The organism is Arthrobacter sp. LjRoot14 (assembly GCF_964253905.1).
GTDB lineage: Bacteria > Actinomycetota > Actinomycetes > Actinomycetales > Micrococcaceae > Arthrobacter.
The window spans coordinates 549,820-566,846 of record NZ_CAXURL020000001.1 but is presented as its reverse complement, the minus strand read 5'-3'; the positions used below and the strand labels follow the sequence as shown (position 1 = coordinate 566,846).

Below are 17,027 nucleotides of genomic sequence, written 5' to 3'. Positions count from 1 at the left end.
GAGGCGGACACAGTTGAGCATGGTTGACACTGCTGGCTAGTCTGGATCACATGCGCGAACTCCAGGCCAGGATCATTGAAGAAATGGGCGTCCAGCCCCGGATCGACCCCGCCGGGGAGGTGCGCAGGCGCGTCACGTTCCTGAAGGAATACCTCAAGGCAACGCACACTAAGGGCTTCGTCCTGGGCATCTCCGGAGGCCTTGATTCCTCGCTCGCGGGCCGGCTTGCCCAGCTTGCCGTCGAAGAGCTGACCGCGGAAGGGACGGAAGCCAACTTCGTGGCGGTCCGTCTTCCGTACGGCGTGCAGCACGATGAGGACGACGCCCAGGCGGCCCTGGACTTCATCCAAGCCAAGACCGAGTGGACGTTCAACATCTCCGCCGCGGTGGACGGTTTCGAGGACGAGTTCGAGAAGACCGTGGGTAACGGCATCTCCGATTTCCACAAGGGCAACACCAAGGCCCGCACCCGCATGATCGCACAGTACGCCCTCGCGGGCGAGCACAACTACCTGGTCATCGGCACGGACCACGGCGCCGAATCCGTCACCGGCTTCTTCACGAAATACGGCGACGGCGGCGCGGACATCCTGCCGCTGTTCGGGTTGAACAAACGCCAGAACAGGGCACTCCTCGCGGAACTCGGCGCCCCGGCGCGGATCTGGGAGAAGGTCCCCACAGCCGATCTCCTTGACGGCAAGCCCGGCCGCACGGACGAGGAAGAACTGGGCCTGAGCTACGACCAGATCGACGACTACCTCGAAGGCCGCGACGTCCCGGACGCCGTCGCCGAATCGATCGAGCAGAAATACCTCCGCACCCGCCACAAGCGCACCGTCCCGGTCACCATCTTCGACACCTGGTGGAAGTAGCCTGACCCTGGGAGCCCGGGTCGGACTGTAGGCCGGTAGGCCGGACCGGGGCACTTTGAGCCTTGGTTGGCCTGTTTCGGCCTCAATTGCTGGCGTGTCCGTGTCGAAGTGCCCCGCGGAGGCCGGGCCGGACCAACTCCCGGCCGCCGGATTCATCCATTAGCGTCCGCCGGTCCCGGTCAGTCCCGGACTTCCACGGTGCCCTTCATCCCCATGAAGTCGTGGAGGGCACAGATGTAATCGAACTCCCCTGCCTTGTTGAACTTCACGGTGAAGGTGCTCTTCGGCAGCATCAGGCCGGAACTGAGGTCACCGCCGGTGAAGTCGGCAGGATCGCCCACGGATGCAAACTCGTCGGCCGGTTCCTCGCCGAAGGTTACGGTGTGCGGGGCTCCCATGCCGTCATTTACGAAGGTCACTTCGTCGCCAACATGGACCACGATGTGGGAGCGGACGAACCGCATCAGCATGGCCGTCTCATTGTCGGTGCCTGCGATGACGGTATGGTCATCGGCTTTGGCCCGCGCTGCGTCCCACTGCTCGTAGCCGTCGCGCAGGATCTTCCGCTCCTGTTTGTTCGACTGACGGTCGTACTGCGACTGGGTGTAGGGGTAGTCAGTGCCGGCATCCCGCACGTGCACGGTCCCCTTCATGGCCATGCCGTGGACCAGGCAGTAGTACGTGAACTCCCCCGTGTCCGGGAATTTCAGCGTGTAGCGTCCCACTTCATTGAAGCCGCTGTCTGACACGTTCGTCATGACACCTGAGTTGTAGTACGACTTTCCGTCGTAGGACTTGCCGCCCTGCGCTTCAACGTACTGGGGATTGCCCGGGTTGAACGGCTGCGTGGACTCCAGCGACTGGCCTTCGGCAAGGAACGTCACGGTATGGATTTCTGCGGCGTTCGCTTCCCAGGTGATCTTGTCGCCGGCATTGATGTAGATATTTTCCGGGAGGAAGGACATCCCCTGGATCGCCTGGTCCGATGACTCGGAACCGACCTGGACAGTCCAGGTCCTGGGTGATTTTCCGCCATCCGCGGCGGCGGTGCCGCTAAGTGCCACCGGCATAAGCAGCGAGATCAACGCCGCCAGGAGCGCGCGCACCATTCGGCGGCTTTCTTTTTGGAGAGCCATAAGACTCATTCCTTCTATGTGTTTCCCTGTGTTCTCGTTTGAGGCCGGGAGACCGGTCTGACGGTTCCGGCTGTCGTCAACGACGTCGGCCCGGTGCCCGCCCGGCATACGCCGGCCACGTGCCTCCTCCCCCGCGGCTACCCAGGCTCAAGGCGGGAAAGAAGTGATGAGGATCCGACGCGCCACCCGTTATGAGGCGTGACGCGGTTCCTGTGAATTTCAGAGGTCCTGCTAGTTCGCAGCTACCGCACTCGGAGCTGACGATACAGTCCAATCGTGCTCCGGGCCCTGGGATTTGTCGATACTCCAGCGCAACGTCAGGCGCCAGCCGGCGAACGGGTCAGCAGCGTGGAGATCCGGTGCGCTTCTTCCAGCAGGAGGCGGCCCAGCATCTCCTGCCGCTCCCCCTTGAATCGGGGTTCAATCCCGGTCAGCGACAAGGCCCAGGCGGGGCGTCCGCGCTGGTCGAAAACCGCTGCACCCATGCCCCAGCTGCCTTCCAGCACCAGCCCGGGGTTGACTGAGTAGCCGGCCTGCCGGGTCCTGGCCAGGTTCTCCCGGACCAGCGCCTCGGTGTGCGCGGCTGCAAAACCGCCCGCGTGCTTGGGCCAGTCCGCCAGAAGCTCCTCCTGCTCCGCCTCGGGAAGGAACGCCATGATCGCGGTTCCGGCGGACGCTACCCCCAGCGGGAACCGGACGCCTTCGTGCAGCACAAAGGAGCGCACCGGGAAGCTGCCTTCCTCACGGAGCAGGCACACCGTCTCCGATCCGCGGCGGACGGAGAAGAAGGCGCTCTCCCCGCTCTCCTCGGCCAGCCGGCGGAGGCTGGGCCGGGCGATATCCTCCAGCGGGAAACGGGCGGAGGCCACCGAACCCATCAGCAGGATCTCCGGGCCAAGCACCCAGTTGCCGCTCTGGGGGTCCTGATCCAGCAGGCCCTCTGAGGCCAGCGAGCTCAGCAGCCGGTGAACCGTAGGCCGGGTAAGGCCCGATTCCCGGACCAGTTCAACGAGCGGACTGCCTTCGGGCTGCCGTCCCACGATCCGCAGCAGGGCGGCAACCCTGCTGACCACCTGGGCGCCCTGGACCGGCACGGAATTCATCTTTTCCCTTCGAAACGCTGTTAATCATCCACAATATGGACACATCCAAGCTTACCGTCCACACTGTAAATACGCCCTATATTCCGGCAAAATACCGCCTTGACAGCCCCTTTGAGCGCCCCGTACGCTCCTTTTCCAGAACAACAGTCCACAAAGTGGATTGCCGGCGTCGCAGCCCACTGTCCGCGCCGGACTGCCAGCTCAATGAGGAGATGCAATGTCAAAGGTGAAATCCGGTGCGGCCGCCGCGCTGCAGGACGTGTTGCGGGACGGCATGACCCTCGCCGTCGGAGGTTTTGGCCTCAGCGGCATCCCGGCGGACCTGATCGAGGCCGTCCGCGATTCCGGCGTCAAAGACCTCACCGTCGTATCCAACAACATGGGCGTGGACGGCAAAGGCCTCGGCATCCTGATCGAAGCCGGCCAGGTCCGCAAGGTCATCGCCTCCTATGTGGGCGAGAACAAACTTTTCGCCGAGCAGTACCTTGCCGGCAAGCTGGAGGTGGAGTTCACCCCGCAGGGCACCCTCGCCGAACGCCTCCGCGCCGGCGGCGCCGGCATCCCCGCGTTCTACACCAAAACCGGCGTCGGGACCCTTGTTGCCGAAGGCAAGCCGCTCGCGGAGTTCGACGGCGAGACATACGTCCAGGAACGCGCCATCAAGGCCGACGTCGCGCTGGTGCACGCGCACACGGCCGATACCGACGGCAACCTGATCTACCGCTACACCGCCCAGAACTTCAACCCGGTGGTGGCCACGGCCGGAGCCGTCACGGTGGCCGAGGCCGAGGTGATTGTGGAGCCCGGCCGGCTGGACCCGAACCACATCATCACCCCCGGCGTTTTCGTCCAACGCCTGGTGCAGGCCAGCGGCAGGGTCAAGGACATCGAGCAGCGCACGGTGCGCTCCCGCACCATCGAACCTGTCCCCGCCTGACGCCCCCGCCCGGCGCCACAGCGCGAACGAACACTTAAGCCCCAGAGACTTCAAGACCCAAGGAGAACCCCATGGCCTGGACCAGGGATGAAATGGCTGCCATCGCGGCCGAAGAACTGCACGACGGCGACTATGTGAACCTCGGGATCGGCATTCCCACGCTGGTGGCCAACAACTTGCCCGACGGCGTCCGCGTTGTCCTGCAGAGCGAGAACGGCCTTCTCGGCATGGGCCCCTTCCCCTTCGAGGGCGAGGAGGACGCCGACCTCATCAACGCCGGCAAGCAGACAGTCACGGTCCTCCCCGGCGGCAGCATCTTCGATTCCGCCACGTCCTTCGGCATGATCCGCGGCGGGCACGTGAAAGTCGCCATCCTCGGCGCCATGCAGGTCTCCGGCGGCGGCGACCTCGCCAACTGGACCATCCCCGGCAAGATGGTCAAGGGCATGGGCGGCGCCATGGACCTCGTGGCCGGGACTCCGCGCGTCGTGGTCCTCACCGAACACAACGCCAAGGACGGCACCGCCAAGATCGTGAAGGAATGCACCCTGCCCCTCACCGGTTTGAGCTGCGTGGACCGGATCATCAGCGACCTCGCGGTTTTTGACCTCGTGAAGCATGAACACAAAACAGGCGGCGGCAGCCGGCAGCTCACGCTGACCCGCCTCGCCCCCGGCGTCACCGTTGACGAGATTCGCGGGAAGACCGAAGCCGCCTTCGACGTCGCCCCCTCCCTCGACTCGACCCCCACACTTGAAGCCAGCACCCTTGAAGGAGCCACGGCATGAGCCTCAAAGACCAGTTCGGCAAGGACGTCCTGCTCACCGGCTGGGGCCACAGCCGCTTCGGAAAACTGACCGACGAGACCCTCGAGTCCCTGATCGTGCAGGTGGCCACGGAGGCGATCGGCAACGCGGGCATTGAGCCCGGCCAGATCGACGAAATCTACCTCGGCCAGTTCAACTCCGGCATGATGCCACTGGCCTTCCCGTCCTCGCTGGCCCTGCAGGTCTCCGAGCAGCTGGCCAACGTCCCGTCCACCCGTGTGGAGAACGCCTGCGCATCCGGCTCGGCCGCGTTCCAGCAGGGCACCAAGTCGCTGCTGGCCGGAACCGCGAAGACCGTCCTTGTGATCGGGGCCGAGAAGATGACCCAGGCCGGCGCCGACGTCGTCGGGGCCGCCCTGCTGGGCGCGGACTACGACATGGCCGGCAAGGCCTCCAGCACCGGATTCACCGGGCTCTTCGCCGAGGTGGCCAAGCACTACGAGAAGCGCTATGGCGCTGGCGCAGGGAACCTCTCCGATGTCCTCGGCAGCATCGCGGCGAAGAACCACCGCAACGGCGTGGACAACCCCTACGCCCAGCTCCGCAAGGACCTCGGCGAGGAGTTCTGCCGCACCGTCTCGGACAAGAACCCGATGGTGGCGGACCCGCTGCGCCGCACCGACTGCTCCCCCGTGTCCGACGGCGCCGCCGCCGTCGTGCTTTCCGTCTCGCCCACCGGCGGGGCCACCGCCCCGGTACGGCTCGCCGGCTTCGGCCAGGCGAACGACTTCTTCCCCACCGAACGCCGCGACCCCACCGCCTTCGCGGCGACGCGGATGTCCTGGCAGCGGGCGCTGGGGATGGCCGGCGTCGGGCTTGACGACCTGGACTTTGCCGAAGTGCACGACTGCTTCACCATTGCCGAGCTGCTCATGTACGAGGCCATGGGACTGACCGAACCGGGCCAGGGATCCCGCGCCATCGAGGAAGGCTGGGTGTTCAAGGACGGCAGGCTGCCAGTCAACGTCTCCGGCGGACTCAAGGCCAAGGGCCACCCGGTCGGCGCCACCGGGGTATCCCAGCACGTCATCGCCGCGATGCAGCTCACCGGCACAGCTGGCGACATGCAGCTCGCCAGTCCGCGCCGCGCAGCCGTCCAGAACATGGGCGGAGTGGGCATCGCCAACTACGTCAGTGTGCTCGAGGCCGTCTAACCGGGAAGCCGCCCGTCCTGACCTTCTTTTGTCCTCCGACACGCGCGACACGCGAAGGTGCCGGCGTGTCGGCTCGTGAGGGCCGCGAATGAAGGTCAAGACGGCGGCACGGCCAAGCGGGCCAGTTCAGCTGCCCCGTCAGCCGTTAGCCCGGATCAGGGCCGCGATCCCGCTGAACCCCAGCCGATCCGCGTTCTCCAGGGCGGTGCGGCCCTGCGGATCGCGGATGCCGGGTTCGGCGCCGGCTTCGAGCAGCAACCGGACCACGTCCTGCTGCCTTGGCCCGCCGTCGTTGAGCAGGATGGCTTCCTGCAGGGCGGTCCAGCCCAGGTTGTTGACATGGTTCACCGGCACGCCGGCGGCGATGAGGATCCGCACAGTGTCCACGTGGCCGTGTTCGCTGGCAGGGATGAGCGCCGTGCCGCCGAAGCGGTTGGTGCTTCGCACGTCCGCGCCGGCAGACAGCGTCAGCTGAAGGACCTCGTTGAACCCCTCGGCCCCGGCATAGAGGAATGCCGAGTCCTGGATGGCGTCCTTGGCATTGACGTCGCCGCCGGCGCTGATCTGTTCCGCCACCGCGCCGGCATCATTGGCTTTCGCGGCAAGGATCAGCCGCTGGTCGAGCTCAGCCTGGGCCTCGGGGGATAACGCCGGACGTGTCGCGGTGGCCGTTTCCGTCACCGGTGCGGTACTGACGTGAACGGTCGACGGCGGGGAGTCCAGCGGCTCCGGCTGCCCCGGGCTCGCCTGGCAGGCAGACAGGCAACCAGCCACGCAGACGGCCGCCGGAAGCAGCCCCCACCTGTGCCACGTTCTGAACCGCACCATAAACCTGAGCCTACTTCGCAGTCCCGGCAGCGATGGCCTCGGCACCGGCGGTGGCGCAGGCCTCGTCCAGGGCGCCGTCCGGGGCGCCGCCCACGCCGATGCCCGCGACGGACACCCCGTTGACCTTGAGCGGGACGCCGCCGGCGAGGAAGAGGGTGCCGGGGAGGTCCGCGATGCTGGGGCCGTTGCCATTGATGCGCTTGGCCAGCTCGCCGGTGGGCGTACCGAAGGCGGCGGCGGTGTAGGCCTTCTGCTGCGCCGCTTCAATGGTGTGCTCGGCTGCGTTGTCGCCGCGGAGCAGCGCCTGCACCGTGCCGAACCTGTCCACCAGGGCCACCGTCACGAACGGCAGCTTGTCCGCCTGACACTTGGCGAGGGCAGCCTTGACTGCGTCTGCTGAGGCACCGGCACTGATCCGGTTCTGTGCCACTACGGTCTCCGGCGCCGGCTGGATATCGACGGCGGGCACGGCGGCGGCCCCGGCCGCGGGAACAGCCACAGGTGCAGGCACGGCGTTGGCGGCAGCCGTCAGCCCTCCGGTCAGGAGCAGTGCTCCGGCGGCGGCAACGGCGGCGATCTTGTTGGACTTCTTCACGGGTTCTCCTTGGACTTGAACTTTCCGGACTTCCCGGAATCACTTACCGGGGCTGCAAACCATCCTTGCCGCGCCGGACCCCGCCGGCATCGGGCATTGGTCTGCTGCAGCCTCCCCCATCGGGCTGGAGGTATCAGCCAAAAGGCTGAGAGACCAGCAACGGCGCGGGCCCTAGCATGGTGAGGAGAACTCCTCCACAGGAACCGGACCCCCCATGCCCTCCTCCCCGCCAGCCCCGCCAACGCCACTCGGCCGCATCGACGCCGTCGTCCATCTTGGTTTTGCCGTGCTGCTGGTGGCGTCGGCTGTCCGGTACGTAATGCGGCACAGCCCCGCGGACAACCTGTGGGTGCTGGCCCTGGCGGCTGCCGTGTGTTCGCTCTACGCCGTGATCGCCGTGCTGTCCCAGCGGCGCCGGCCGTGGGCTGTATGGATGTTCGTCCTGGTGGCCCTTTGGGCAGTGCTGGTGATCGCCGCGCCCAGCTTTGCGTGGTGCTCGTTCGCGCTGTTCTTCCTGTGCCGCACCGCCTTCAGCGGCTGGGTGGGGTACCTGGCGGGAGGTGCGACGGCGGCGGCCACCGCCGTCGGGCTGTTCCGGCTGAGCGGCGGCAGCGATGTTGCCATGCTCCTGGGGCCGTTGGCGGTGGGCGTCATGCTGACGCTGATTTACGACCGGATTGAGCAGGACGCCGCGGAGCAGCGCCGCCTCCACGCCGAGGTGTCGCTCGCGCAGGGGCGGCTGGCGGCCAGCGAGCGCCGGGCCGGCACCATTGAGGAGCGCGAGCGGGTGTCCCGGGAAATCCACGACACCGTAACGCAGGGACTGGCCAGCAGCCTCCTCCTGCTGGAAGCCGCGAACCGGTCCTGGCCCGCCGAGGCCGCGCGGGAAGACGTGCTCAACGCCAGCGGGATGCTGCGCCGCAACCTTGCGGACACCCGCAGCCTGGTCCACGAACTCGCCTCCCCCGGGCTGGACACCGCGCCCCTGCCGGATGCGGTGCTGCAGGCAGCGTCCCAGCACGTTCCGGGAGTGCGCCTGCTGGTCACCGGCGAACCGCGGCCCGTCCCGGCCGATGTCCGGCATGCGCTGCTGCGCGTGGTCCAGAGCGCCGCCGCGAACACGCAGCTGCATGCGGGGGCGGCGAACGCCACGGTGACGCTGGGTTTCCTGCCGGGAGCCGTCACCCTGGATGTGTACGACGACGGCGCCGGCTTCGACCCGCAGTCGCTGGCACCGCCGTCGGACGCGGGAGGCTACGGGCTCCGGGCCATGCGCCAGCGGGTGGAACAGCTGGGCGGCGTATTCTCAGTGGAAAGCAGGCCCGGCGAGGGGACGATCGTGGCCGCGCAACTGCCCACAGGGGAGGAACAGTGAGGCCCATTACCGTGCTGCTGGTGGATGATCATCTGGTGGTCCGCAGCGGGCTCAAAGCGCTGCTGGGAACGCAGCCGGACATTGAGGTGGTGGCGGAGGCGGCATCCGGGGAGGACGCGCTGGCCCTGTCGGAGCAGCTCAGCCCGGACGTGGTGGTGATGGACCTGGCCATGGGCGCGGGGATGGACGGCATCGAGGCCATCAAGCGGCTGCGGCGCCAAAACAGCAGGCAGGCTGTGCTGGTGTTCACCACCTACGATTCGGACGCCGACATTGTCCGGGCCGTCGACGCGGGGGCCATGGGCTACCTGCTCAAGGACGCGGCGCCGGAGGAGATTTTCGCCGCGATCCGCGGCGCGGTGCAGGGCAGGAGCGTGATGAGCGCACCGGTGGCCTCGCGGCTCTTCCAGCAGCTGCGGAACCCGGACGAGATCCTGACTCCGCGTGAGGCGGAGCTGCTGAGCCTGCTGACAGAAGGCCTCAGCAACCGGGAGCTCGGCCAGCGGCTGTTCATCTCCGAGGCCACCGTAAAGACCCATCTGGCGCACATCTACGCCAAGCTCGGCGTGGAAACCCGGGCCGCCGCGATCGCCACGGCAATCCGGCGCGAGGGGATGCGCTAGCGGATTCCGGCCGCCCGGAGCGTCGCCGCCAGTTCGGCCGCGGCACCCTTCAGGGTGTCGACGACGTCGCTGAGCACTTGCTCGGTTGCCAGCTCCGTGGGTATCGAGCAACTAATCGCATCCGTTCCGGGGATCCGATACGGAACGACGATTCCAACGCAGCAGAGTCCCACCGTGTTTTGCTCGCGCTCGAGTGAATAGCCCGCCTTGCGGAAGTCTGCGAGCTCGGTTTGGAGCGCGGCGAAATCCGGCACCGAGTTCGGGGTGAGCAGAGGATAGGGTCCCTCACCGAGCCTGTCGCGCACTTCAGCGTCCGTCAGTTCGGCCAGGATGGCCTTGCCCAGGGCTGTCACCTGCGCTGGCAGCTTGCGTCCCACACGGGACGAAAGGCGCCGGCGGTCCACGGCTTGCCGTGTGGCCAGGTAGATGACGTCCGAACGGTCCAGCCGCGCATAGTGCGTTGTGAACGTGGTGGCGTTCCGAACCTTTTCGAGCACGCCGGAGACGTGTTCCATGACCGGGTCCCTGTCCAGGTACGCCGTTCCGCACAGCAGGGCGTGCGTGCCGATCCGGTACCCGCCTTCGGGACTCTGCTCGATCCAGTTCAGTTCAAGCAAGGTCAGCAGCAGCCAGTGCAGGCTCGACCTCGGATAGCCGGTCTCCTTGTAGATTTCGGCTGTGGTCAGCGGTTTCGGTGCCGACGCGAGCATTTCCAAAATGGCGATCGTTCTTTCGGCCGATTTGACCAGCTTCACGTCTCCTGCCGGCCCGGCTGGCGCGGCCTGTGCCGGATTCATCACTGCGTTCATGTCCCCCACTCCGCTAACCTGGTCCGTTCACTTCGGCTCAAGCTCAGGATAATTGTCCACACCGAGACGGTGGCTTGAACTGGCCCAGAAGCCGCCCAGCAGGCCGTCCCAGTCTGCTGACACCGAAGCCTCGGGAATCTGGTCAGCATAGTCCTCCGCATCGTCAAGGGGCTCGAAGCCGATGCGTTTTCCCGCAGACAGGTCCGCCCAGCCCCTCGTGTTGTTTGAAACCGCCCAGACAACATGGTGGCCCGGCGCCCCTTTTTCGCTGAGGGTGGCCTCCACGAGGCGGAACGAGTCCCCGGGCGAAAGCCACGAGGACAGGCTCCTGATATTGCCCGGCCGCTCGCCCCCGGTTCCGATGCGCGCACTGACCACCTTCATGCCGAACTTGTCCGCATAGAGGCCCCCCAAGGCTTCCATGGCCGCCTTGCTCACGCCGTAATACGTGTCCGGCCGCGGCGGCAGCGCATGGTCCCGCGCGGCCTCGGCCGTCGGAGTGAACCCTACGGCGTGGGTGGAACTTGCGAGCAGGACTCTGCCGACGCCGTTGCTCCGCGCCGCTTCCAGTGTCACCTGGGTCCCGGTGATGTTCGTCCGGACAATATCGCCCCAAGGCTTTTCCCGGTGGATTCCGCCGAGATGAATCACAGCATCCACATCCGCCAGGGCCGCTGTCATGAAGGCGCTGTCATCCACGGAGCCAATCAGCACGGATTCGTTAGGGGCCGGGCTGGCGGGCTCGGCAATGTCGATCAGCCGCACCGCGTAGCCGGCGTCCATCAGGTGCGGGCGCAGCAGGGTGGCCATCATTCCGGCGCCACCGGTCACGGCAATGGTGACCGGCTTCGACTCTGCTGACATTTTTTCCTCCCGATATTGACACCCTGTGATCCCGATCATACTCTCATGAAGTACGTTTCACATAGTAACAGTCATTTACATATGTAAAAAGGGAGAATCAAAGTGGATTCCAAGATCAGGTTCCGAGCACGGGTTGCCGTGGCCCTGTCCATTGCCTCAGCGGCCGCACTTACCGGCTGCGGGGGCGGGTCGTCCGCCCCGTCCGCCACGGACGACGGCCAGCCCATCGAAGTGTGGGCACGCGCCGGCACCGACGCCGCCACCACCTACGCCGCCATGTTCAAGGAATTCACGGCAAAGACCGGCGTGCAGGTCAATTTCCAGGGGGTTCCGGACCTGGACCAGCAACTGCAGACCCGCGCGGCATCCAAGAAGCTGCCGGACATTGTCATCAACGACTCCGCCGCACTGGGCAACTACACGGCGCAGGGCTACCTCCAAAAAATCGACAAGTCCTCGGTGACCGGCAATGACCGGATTTCCGATTCCCTGTGGAAGGAGACTGAAGGCCTGGACGGAGCGAGCTACGGAGTTCCGTTCTCCCGCCAGACCATGGTCACCATGATCCGCAAGGACTGGCGCGAAAAGCTGGGGCTTCCCGTCCCCAAGACGCTTGAGGACCTGGCCAAGCTCGCCACGGCCTTCGCCACCCAGGACCCGGACGGCAACGGCCAGGCAGACACCTACGGCATGGCCGTTCCCGGCTCCACCGAACGCGGATACCTGGGCTGGTGGGCTTCCTCGTACATCTGGCAGGACGGCGGCAGCTACCTGAAGGATGAGGGCAACGGAAAGTACTCGTCCAACGCCTCCTCCCCGGAAACCCAGGCAGGCGTCAACTGGGTCAAGCAGCAGTTCTGCACTCCGGGAAATACGCAGCCGGGTGCCCTGACCGCAGCCACCAGCGTGGCCTCCCCGTTCTTCCAGACCGGCAAGGCCGGCATCATCCTCACCGGCCCGTACAACTTCTCGTCGTTCGACAAGACCCCGGGCAAGGACGTCTACGAGGTCATTGAAGCGCCCAAGGGCTCCAAGGACAACACCGTGCTGGCCGAGGGCGAGAACATCTACGTCACGGCAAGCAACGGCAAGAAGGACCAGACCAAGCAGGTCATCGACTACCTGGTGTCCGAGGACGGCCAAAAGGCCGGCATGACCGCCGGCAAGCAGCCGATCGTCCGCGTACCGGTGAATTCCGACGTCGATGCTGCCGCCGTCTACAAGGATCCACGCTGGTCTGTGGTGCAGGAGGCACTGAAGTCGTCGTCCAAGGCCTTCCCGTCCGCCATCAACTTCGTTCCATTCCGGCAGGCCGCGGCTGAGGCGCTGAACAAGATCGTGGCCGACTGCCCTGCGGACAACGTGGCCTCCGGCCTGCAGGCCCTGGACACGGCGATCAATGACGAACTGAACAGCCAGAACGCCAAGTCATGACAGCAACTCCAACGAAAACCACGGTCTCGCGGCCGGCGCCTCCCGCCCCCAAACCGGCGGGAGGCGCCCGGAAACGCAGGGGCAGCAAACAGTCGCTCGCCGTCTGGCTGTTCCTGCTCCCGGCGGCAGTGCTAGGCCTGTATTTCAAGTTCATCCCCATGTTCGAGGGCGTCCGGCTGAGCCTCTTCAAGGTCCAGCCGTTCCTCGGGGACGTCTTCGTGGGCTTCGAGAACTATGCCAAGGTCATCGGCGACCAGCGGTTCATGGAGGCGCTGGGACACACCGTATTCCTCGGCGTCACCCAGACCCTGGGCGCATTGCTGGTGGGGTTCGTCCTGGCACTGCTGCTGGAGGGCCAGGCGCGTTCACTCTGGTTCCTCCGGACGGCCATCTTCCTTCCCGTCGTCACCGCCCTGGCCGTGGTGGGCGAGATCTGGCGGATCTTGTACTTTCCCACGGCCGACGGGCCGCTGAACTCCATCCTCGGCTGGCTGGGCCTGGGCCCGCTGCAGTTCCTCAACGGCACCGACACTGCACTGTGGTCCATCGCCGTTGTGGGAATCTGGAGCGGCGCGCCGTACAACATGGTGATCATCCTGGCAGGGCTGACCGGGGTGGACCGGTCCCTCTACGAATCAGCAGGGGTTGACGGAGCCACTGTCTGGCAGAGGCTGCGTTACATCACCCTGCCTGCGCTGCGTCCCTCGCTGGTCATCGTCCTCACCCTGGCCGCGATCCGGAGCCTGCGCAGCTTCACGGAAGTGTACGTGCTCACCGGCGGCGGACCGGCCGGCTCCACCGAAGTCTGGATGACCCGGATGTACTCGCTCGGGTTCCAGCGCAACGACATCGGCGTCGCATCAGCGGCCGCCGTGCTTCTGCTGGTTGTCACTCTGCTGCTGACAGTCGGAACCCAGTACCTTGCCAAACGGAAGGCCGACCGATGACCCCGACCCGCACAACAGCTTCTCCCCGGCGCCGTCCCTCCCCGTCAGCCCGGTTTGATACGGCACTTGGCTGGTCGCCGCAGTTCGGCGCCAACATGGCCCTGCGGATCGCCCTCTGCGTTCTGGTGTTCTGCATCTTCGCGCTGCCGTTCGTGGCAATCATCTCGGCGGCGTTCGACCGGAACTCCAGCCCCACGGAAATTTCACTGCTGCCGAAGACCTTCACCTTGCAGAACTTCGAGGTGGCGCAGCAGCAGGGCCTCTGGGGCTATTTGCTGAACTCGCTGGTCATCGCAGGCGGCGGACTGCTGCTTCAGATGACGGTCTCGGTGTTCGCGGCCTACAGCCTGAGCCGGAAGAAGTTCCGCGGCCAGGCGCTCGTGCTGCTGCTGGTCCTCATGACCATGATGCTGCCGGAAGAAGTGATCGGCATTCCGCTGTCCCTCATTCTTGGCGACCTGCCGCTGCTCGGCATCAGCCTGAAGGGCAGCGTCCTGGCCGTCATCCTGCCGGTGGGCATCTGGGGATTCTCCATCTTCATCATGAGCGAGTTCATGAAGGAGATCCCCGGTGAAATCGAGGAGGCCGCCAGGCTGGACGGGGTGGGCGAATTCCGGATGCTTTTCACCATCATCCTGCCGCTCTGCAAGCCCGCACTGGGCGTGATCGGAATCTTCGGCTTCATGATGGTGTGGGACCAGTACCTGCTCCCCCTGATCGCGGCCAACGATCCCAGCGATTACACACTCACTGTGGCACTTTCCGTGCTCCGCAACGACACAACGGTTGGTCCCGGAGTCCTGGTTGCCGGCGCAGTGATGGCCATGATCCCCAGCCTGCTGGTGTACCTCTTCCTGCAACGTTCCATGATCCGCGGCATCACCTCCGGCGCCACCAAGGGATAAGGCACGCCGGCGCGGCAGCCCCCTCCCCTACCTTCCCCGAAAGAAGCTCAATGAACACCAGCACCACCTTCCAGGCCATCAGCACTCCCACTGCCGCGGACCTCAAGATCACTGACATCACCATCACCCCCATCGCCTTCTCCGACCCCCCGCTGCTCAACGCCGTCGGCGTCCATGAACCGCTGGTCCACCGGGTGGTGATCGAGGTCCGCACCGCAAACGGCCTGCTCGGCCTGGGCGAATGCGCCGGTGGGCAAAGCCGGCTGGCGAACCTGGCCGTCGGGGCCCGGGCCGTCACGGGCGTGAGCGTCTTCGACACCACCCTGATGGAGCTGCTCATCAATGAAGCGCTCGCTGGCGAGCCCTCAGTATTCGAGCGGGCCGCCGTGTTCTCCGCCTTCGAAGTGGCAGCGCTGGACATCCAGGGCCATGCAACGGGCCGGAGCGTCAGCGAACTACTGGGCGGAACGGTCCGGGACGAGGTTCCGTTCAGCGCCTACCTTTTCTACAAGTGGGCGGAACACCCGGCTTGGGACGGAAAGCCCGCCATTTCCGATGAATGGGGTGAAGCCCTGGACCCGGAGGGCATCGTCCGGCAGGCCCGCAAGATGATTTCCGAGTACGGCTTCAAATCAATCAAGCTCAAGGGCGGTGTATTTCCGCCAGCCCAGGAGATTGAAGCAATCAAGGCGCTCCGCCGGGCCTTCCCCGGCCTGCCGCTGCGGCTCGACCCCAACACCGCCTGGACCGTGGAAACCTCGCGCTGGGTAGCCCAGGAAACGTCAGGGCTGCTTGAATACCTCGAGGACCCCACTCCGGGCCTTGACGGCATGGCGGAGGTGGCTGCGACCGCCGGCATGCCGCTGGCCACCAACATGTGCGTGGTGGCTTTCGACCACATCAAGCGCAGCGTGGAACTTGGCTCGGTGCAGGTGATCCTCGGCGACCATCACTACTGGGGAGGGCTGCGGCACACCCGTGAACTCGGAGCGATCTGCCAGACGTTCGGGATCGGCCTGTCGATGCATTCCAACTCGCACCTGGGAATCAGCCTGGCAGCGATGGTTCATGTCGCCGCCTCGACCCCGGCGCTCACCTACGCCTGCGACACCCACTATCCGTGGAACGGCCACAACGACGTCGTGAAACCGGGCGCCCTGCGGTTTGTTGACGGCAGCGTCAAGGTCCCGGCCGGTCCCGGACTGGGCGTTCAGCTGGACCGGGAGAAGCTGGCAGAACTCCACCAGCAATACCTTGACGCCAGCATGACGGCGAGGGACGACACCGGCTACATGCAGAGGTTCGTCCCGGACTACACCGCGGACCTTCCGCGCTGGTGAACGATGCGAGAGCCAGCGTCACCGGCTACCTCTACCCCTGGGACGTTTTGGGTGATCCCGGCGCCGCAGCGGATGTCGCGGCACTGGGCGTGGACCGGGTTGCATTGGCTGCTTCCTACCATTCGGTGCGGGCGGCAACACCCCGCCACCCCCGACGCCGCGTTGTAGACGCCCGCACGGCGGCCCTGTACGTCCCGGTGACCGACGCATGGTCGGGCCAGGACCTGGTACCCACGGAGGGCACAGGCTGGACCGGAACCAGTGATGCCTTTGGCGAAGCTGCCCGGGAGCTTCGGTCCGCAGGTGTTCCGGTGGATGCCTGGACTGTGCTGACCCACTCCAGCTTCCTGGGTGCGAGGCATCCGCAGTTGTGCGTCCGCAACGCCTTTGGGGAAACATACCTCCATGCCTTGTGCCCCTCGAACGAGACGGTCCGGAATTACTCGCGCATGGTCGTGGGCCAGGTACTGCGGCACGGACATCCGGACGGCCTGGTGCTTGAGGCTGCCGGGCCCCTGGGCTTCAGCCACCAGAACCAGCACGAAAAGACCGAGGGTGCGGATTACTCGCCATGGGTCCAGGCCCTGCTTTCCCTTTGCTTCTGCGATGCCTGCCGCAGCGGGTACGGACGCCGGGGCATGGATGCCGGCGGCATGGCGGCGAAAGTCAGGTCCGCGGTGCTGTCAGATTCCCTGGAGACCGGCGGGGATCACCGTCTGGAGATGGGAGCGGGCGGTGAGTCAGACGAGTTCGTCCCGCTCCTGGAATGCCGGTGGGATGCCACCGCCAGGCTGCTGGACGGTGTCCTGGCGGTGGCAGCAGCACAGCCGGAGGTCCGGCTTTCGATCCATGCCTCCCCGGACCCTTGGTCCACCGGGCCGTTCGTGGCCCTGCGCGCGCTGGAGCGCAGCAAACTGTGGGACAGCTTTCCGGGCGCGACGGCGGTGCTCCCGTGCTGGGGTGCCGCAACGGACAGCGCCGCAGCGCTGAGGTCCTTCCGGAGCGATGCGCCGGCGGCTGCAACCGGCGCCTACGTGCTCGCGCTGCCGCCGAAGTCCGCAGACAGCCGTGCCCTCTGGCAGGAATGGAAGGCACTACTGGACGAGGGCTGCACCGAGCTTCACCTTTATCACCTGGGGCTCGCCTCGACCCGACGGAGGGAGGCAGTCGCAGGTGCCCTGGGGCTGCTTCGCGGCCGGGAAGGGACGGAGCCGAAGGAATGACCGGCCGCCCGGAGCCGGGTTTAGACTCAGTCCTAGCCCAGCACTCGTTCGAAGG

17 protein-coding genes are annotated in these 17,027 nt (G+C 66.0%); 11 read left to right on the top strand and 6 right to left on the bottom strand.

What is annotated here, in order from left to right:
* Positions 1-50: 50 nt before the first annotated feature.
* The gene (gene nadE, locus ACSQ12_RS02710; RefSeq protein ID WP_436064232.1) at positions 51-872 is read left to right on the top strand and encodes an ammonia-dependent NAD(+) synthetase; all 822 of its coding nucleotides are present in this window, start codon (positions 51-53) and stop codon (positions 870-872) included.
* Between the two features lie 179 nt (positions 873-1,051).
* Here nadE and ACSQ12_RS02705 read toward each other — a convergent pair whose 3' ends face one another.
* Entirely contained in the window at positions 1,052-2,008 is a 957-nt protein-coding gene (locus tag ACSQ12_RS02705; protein ID WP_436064231.1) for a plastocyanin/azurin family copper-binding protein, read from the bottom strand.
* A gap of 317 nt (positions 2,009-2,325) precedes the next feature.
* The gene (locus ACSQ12_RS02700; RefSeq protein WP_436064230.1) at positions 2,326-3,111 is read right to left on the bottom strand and encodes an IclR family transcriptional regulator; all 786 of its coding nucleotides are present in this window, start codon (positions 3,109-3,111) and stop codon (positions 2,326-2,328) included.
* A 217-nt stretch (positions 3,112-3,328) separates the two neighbouring features.
* Here ACSQ12_RS02700 and ACSQ12_RS02695 point away from each other — a divergent pair, with 217 nt between their 5' ends.
* The 3 genes from ACSQ12_RS02695 to ACSQ12_RS02685 all read left to right on the top strand — a co-directional run bounded on the left by ACSQ12_RS02695 (position 3,329) and on the right by ACSQ12_RS02685 (position 6,029).
* Positions 3,329-4,048: a CoA transferase subunit A gene (locus tag ACSQ12_RS02695; protein WP_436064229.1), complete on the top strand. Its 720-nt coding sequence runs from the start codon at positions 3,329-3,331 to the stop codon at positions 4,046-4,048.
* 71 nt (positions 4,049-4,119) lie between these two features.
* On the top strand, positions 4,120-4,836 hold the full coding sequence (locus ACSQ12_RS02690) for a CoA transferase subunit B (protein ID WP_436064228.1): 717 nt from the start codon (positions 4,120-4,122) through the stop codon (positions 4,834-4,836).
* Positions 4,833-6,029 (top strand): acetyl-CoA acetyltransferase, encoded by a 1,197-nt coding sequence (locus tag ACSQ12_RS02685; protein ID WP_436064227.1) that lies wholly within the window; start codon positions 4,833-4,835, stop codon positions 6,027-6,029. The genes ACSQ12_RS02690 and ACSQ12_RS02685 overlap by 4 nt, the downstream gene beginning before the upstream one ends.
* 138 nt (positions 6,030-6,167) lie before the next feature.
* Here ACSQ12_RS02685 and ACSQ12_RS02680 read toward each other — a convergent pair whose 3' ends face one another.
* Together ACSQ12_RS02680 and ACSQ12_RS02675 are read right to left on the bottom strand one after the other, a co-directional pair.
* A complete protein-coding gene (locus ACSQ12_RS02680) occupies positions 6,168-6,857 on the bottom strand; it encodes an ankyrin repeat domain-containing protein (RefSeq protein ID WP_436064226.1) in 690 nt (229 codons plus the stop codon).
* 10 nt (positions 6,858-6,867) lie between these two features.
* Positions 6,868-7,452, bottom strand: a complete 585-nt coding sequence (locus ACSQ12_RS02675) for a GlcG/HbpS family heme-binding protein (RefSeq protein WP_436064225.1) — start codon at positions 7,450-7,452, stop codon at positions 6,868-6,870.
* A gap of 214 nt (positions 7,453-7,666) precedes the next feature.
* On the opposite strand from ACSQ12_RS02675, the gene ACSQ12_RS02670 reads away from it, so the two are divergent.
* Positions 7,667-8,827: a sensor histidine kinase gene (locus ACSQ12_RS02670; protein WP_436064224.1), complete on the top strand. Its 1,161-nt coding sequence runs from the start codon at positions 7,667-7,669 to the stop codon at positions 8,825-8,827.
* On the top strand, positions 8,824-9,450 hold the full coding sequence (locus tag ACSQ12_RS02665) for a response regulator (protein WP_436064223.1): 627 nt from the start codon (positions 8,824-8,826) through the stop codon (positions 9,448-9,450). The genes ACSQ12_RS02670 and ACSQ12_RS02665 overlap by 4 nt, the downstream gene beginning before the upstream one ends.
* On the opposite strand, the gene ACSQ12_RS02660 is transcribed toward ACSQ12_RS02665, so the two are convergent.
* Positions 9,447-10,259: an IclR family transcriptional regulator gene (locus tag ACSQ12_RS02660; protein ID WP_436066919.1), complete on the bottom strand. Its 813-nt coding sequence runs from the start codon at positions 10,257-10,259 to the stop codon at positions 9,447-9,449. The genes ACSQ12_RS02665 and ACSQ12_RS02660 overlap by 4 nt on opposite strands.
* 27 nt (positions 10,260-10,286) lie before the next feature.
* On the bottom strand, positions 10,287-11,123 hold the full coding sequence (locus ACSQ12_RS02655) for an NAD-dependent epimerase/dehydratase family protein (RefSeq protein WP_436064222.1): 837 nt from the start codon (positions 11,121-11,123) through the stop codon (positions 10,287-10,289).
* Between the two features lie 102 nt (positions 11,124-11,225).
* Here ACSQ12_RS02655 and ACSQ12_RS02650 point away from each other — a divergent pair, with 102 nt between their 5' ends.
* From ACSQ12_RS02650 to ACSQ12_RS02630, 5 genes are read left to right on the top strand one after another with little or no spacing between them, the layout of a single operon-like run.
* On the top strand, positions 11,226-12,557 hold the full coding sequence (locus ACSQ12_RS02650; RefSeq protein WP_436064221.1) for a sugar ABC transporter substrate-binding protein: 1,332 nt from the start codon (positions 11,226-11,228) through the stop codon (positions 12,555-12,557).
* Entirely contained in the window at positions 12,554-13,504 is a 951-nt protein-coding gene (locus ACSQ12_RS02645) for a carbohydrate ABC transporter permease (RefSeq protein WP_436064220.1), read from the top strand. Before ACSQ12_RS02650 ends, ACSQ12_RS02645 begins: the two co-directional genes overlap by 4 nt.
* Positions 13,501-14,409, top strand: a complete 909-nt coding sequence (locus tag ACSQ12_RS02640) for a carbohydrate ABC transporter permease (RefSeq protein ID WP_436064219.1) — start codon at positions 13,501-13,503, stop codon at positions 14,407-14,409. Before ACSQ12_RS02645 ends, ACSQ12_RS02640 begins: the two co-directional genes overlap by 4 nt.
* A 50-nt stretch (positions 14,410-14,459) precedes the next feature.
* The gene (locus ACSQ12_RS02635; protein ID WP_436064218.1) at positions 14,460-15,749 is read left to right on the top strand and encodes a glucarate dehydratase family protein; all 1,290 of its coding nucleotides are present in this window, start codon (positions 14,460-14,462) and stop codon (positions 15,747-15,749) included.
* Positions 15,746-16,972, top strand: coding sequence for a hypothetical protein (locus ACSQ12_RS02630; RefSeq protein WP_436064217.1), 1,227 nt, complete (start codon positions 15,746-15,748; stop codon positions 16,970-16,972). The genes ACSQ12_RS02635 and ACSQ12_RS02630 overlap by 4 nt, the downstream gene beginning before the upstream one ends.
* Positions 16,973-17,027 lie beyond the last annotated feature (55 nt).